The sequence below is a fragment of the Amycolatopsis sp. NPDC051903 genome, assembly GCF_044452505.1.
Taxonomy (GTDB): Bacteria; Actinomycetota; Actinomycetes; order Mycobacteriales; family Pseudonocardiaceae; genus Amycolatopsis.
In genome coordinates this window covers 1-2,807 of record NZ_JBITBT010000089.1, presented here as the reverse complement: position 1 = coordinate 2,807, position 2,807 = coordinate 1, and the positions used below count along the sequence as shown (strand labels likewise).

Below are 2,807 nucleotides of genomic sequence, written 5' to 3'. Positions count from 1 at the left end.
CGGGTCGCCGGCATCCGGATCGGCGCCCACTGGTCCGTGCTGATCATCGCGGTGCTGCTGGCGTACTTGCTGGCGACGAGCGTGCTTCCCGCCGGCGCGCCGGGCACATCGCCACCGCTGCGCTGGGCGGTCGCAGCTTGCTGCGCGGCCGTGTTCCTCGCCTCGCTGCTCGTGCACGAGCTCTGCCACGCCTTCACCGCACGGCGGTGCGGCCTGAAAGCCGAACGCATCACGCTCTGGCTGCTGGGCGGTGCCGCCGAGCTTCCCGAGGAACCGCGCACGCCCCGGGCCGCGCTGCTCGTCGCCGCGGCCGGCCCCGCCGCGAGCGTGGCCCTCGCCGGGGTCTTCCTCGGCGCGGCTGTGCTCGCGGCCGGGGCTTTGCCGCCGGTGGTCGTCGTGGCGCTCACCTGGCTCGGCTGGACGAATGCGGTACTCGCGGTTTTCAACTTGCTACCGGGTACGCCCCTCGACGGCGGGCGCATCGCCGAAGCCGTCGTGTGGAAGGTCACCGGCGACCGCGGCCGCGCGCGGCGGCTGGCCGGCCGGGGTGGGCAGCTCCTGGCCGCGGCCCTCGTCGGTGGTGGGGTGTGGGTGTTCTTGGTGACCAAGTCGTTCGAAGGCCTGTGGCTCGTGGCCATCGGGTGGTTCCTGATGCTCGCGGTGCGCAACGAACTCGTCGCGGCGCCGCTTCGGGACGCGCTCTCCCGGACCCGGCTCGCCGACGTCATGAAGACTTCGCCGGTGACCGCTCCCGGCTGGTACACCGTGCAAGGTTTCCTCGATCTCGCCACGAAGCTGCCCTTCCGCACTTTTCCCGTGGTGTCCTTCGACGGAGAGCCGATCGGCGTCGTCAGCCTCGGACGGCTCGCCCGCGTGCCGGATACCGCCCGCACGTCCACGCGGCTCGAGTCGGTGTGCACGAAACCTCCGGAGTGCTTCGCCGGACCACCGGAAACGCCCGTGACGGAGGTGCTCGGCCGGACCGCGCTGCGCCCGGGACGGGATCTCGTGCTCGTCGTCGACCACGGCGCACTCGCCGGGGTCGTCGCGCCGAGTGACCTCGCCCGCGCGGTCGAACTCGCCGCGCTCGGGGCCCGTGTGCGCCGGCCCGCCGAACCCTGACCGCTCAGGAAACGGGCAGTGTGAAAAACGCTTCCTCCTCCTGCGTGAAGTGCAGGGTCAGCACCGCGTCGAGGCCGTAGAGCGTCGCGCGGAGGTCGTCGACCTGGTCGGGCTGGATCATCTCCGGCGACTCCCGCAAGTGCCGGTCGAGCCGGCGGGCGAGGCGGGCGATCTCGGTGTGGGCGCGGCTCATCGTCACCGTGCTCTGGTCCCCGCCGAGCGGCCCCGCCAGCGCGGGGTAGAGCTCGTGCTCCTCGGCGGCCTCGTGCGGCAGGATCTGCCGGAACAGCACGTCCCGCGCTCGCCGGACGGCCCGATCGGCTCCGGCGGTGGGGCCGTCCGCGAGGGCGTCGGCGGCCTGCCGGATCGCCGGCAGCGCGGGGCGCAATCGCTCGTGTTCCGTCTCGAACCGCTGCACCAATCGCGCGGGGACGGGATCCGCGGCGCCAGGTACCCGCAGCGCGCGCAACGCGTTCACGATGACAGCGACGTCGACGGCCTCCTGCACGAGCGCTCCCCAGACCGGCGGCAGCAAACCGAATGCGGCAGCCACCATCGCGACGAACGACAACCCGATCCCCGCGATCGCGCTCTGCACGGCCAAGCGACGCGAGCGGCGGGCGATCTCGGCGGCGTCGGCGAGCCGGGCCAGCCGGTCGTCGAGGATGACCGCATCGGCCGCCTGCGCCGCGGCAGTGGCCCCCCGTGACCCCAGCGCCACCCCCACATCGGCGGCCGCCAGCGCGGGAGCGTCGTTGATCCCGTCGCCGGTCATCACGGTCAAACCCGTCGCGTGGGCCGCGGCGACCACTTCGAGCTTGTCCGCCGGAGTGGCCTCGGCACGCACGTCGTCGAGTTCCAGCAGGGCGGCGACCTCCCGCGCGTTGTCGACCCGGTCTCCAGTGAGGAGGCGGATGGAGGTGATGCCCGCCCCGCGCAGGCGGCGCATGGTGCGGGCGGCGTCAGGTCTGATCCGGTCCTTCGCCAGGAGCGCCGCGATCGGCTCGCCGTCACGGTCCACCCACAGCACGGTCGCCAGGTCGAGGCGGCCGCGCCGGGCGGCACTGCCCGCCCACGCCGGCACTGCCCGCCCCGCCGGCCACCGGCCGACGCGCACACCGTGGCCGCCCACCCGGCCGGACACCCCGGCACCCGGCTCTTCCCGCACCTCGGCCGCGGGCAGCCGCTCGACCCCCGCGGCCTCGGCGGCCCGGACCACGGCAGCGGCGAGGACGTGCGGTGAGTAGAACTCGACGCTCGCGGCCAGCCGCAGCGCCTCCTCCGCCGCGACGCCCGGCGCGCAGATCACATCGGCGACGTCCGGCCGCCCGGCGGTGATCGTGCCGGTCTTGTCCAGCAGCAGCACGCGTGCCCGGCCGAGCGATTCCAGGGCGGCACCGTCCTTCACCACGACACCCGCGCGGCTCGCCCTCGACATCCCCGCGGTCACGGCGATCGGCACCGCCAGCAGCAACGGACACGGAGTCGCGGTCACCAGCACGGCGACGGCGCGATCGGCCTCACCGGTGAGCAGCCAGGCCAGCCCCGCGAGCACCAGCGCGGCAGGCAGGAACCACACGGCCGCCCGGTCGGCGAGCCGCGCGACCGGCGCCGTGTGCGCGGCAGCCGACTCCGCCAGCCGCACCACACCGGCATACGTGCTGTCGGTCGCGCTGGCCGTGGCC

Annotated in this window: 2 protein-coding genes; one reads left to right on the top strand and one right to left on the bottom strand. The window is 74.4% G+C overall.

Translation table 11 applies throughout. From position 1 onward, the window contains the following. The coding region (locus ACIA77_RS52355) for a site-2 protease family protein (protein WP_395893736.1) at positions 1 to 1,122 on the top strand (1,122 nt) is incomplete at its 5' end. A gap of 4 nt (positions 1,123 to 1,126) precedes the next feature. Here the strand turns inward: ACIA77_RS52355 and ACIA77_RS52350 are convergent. Beyond that, positions 1,127 to 2,807, bottom strand: a 1,681-nt coding sequence (locus ACIA77_RS52350) for a heavy metal translocating P-type ATPase (protein WP_395893735.1), incomplete at its 5' end; no start/stop codon positions are given.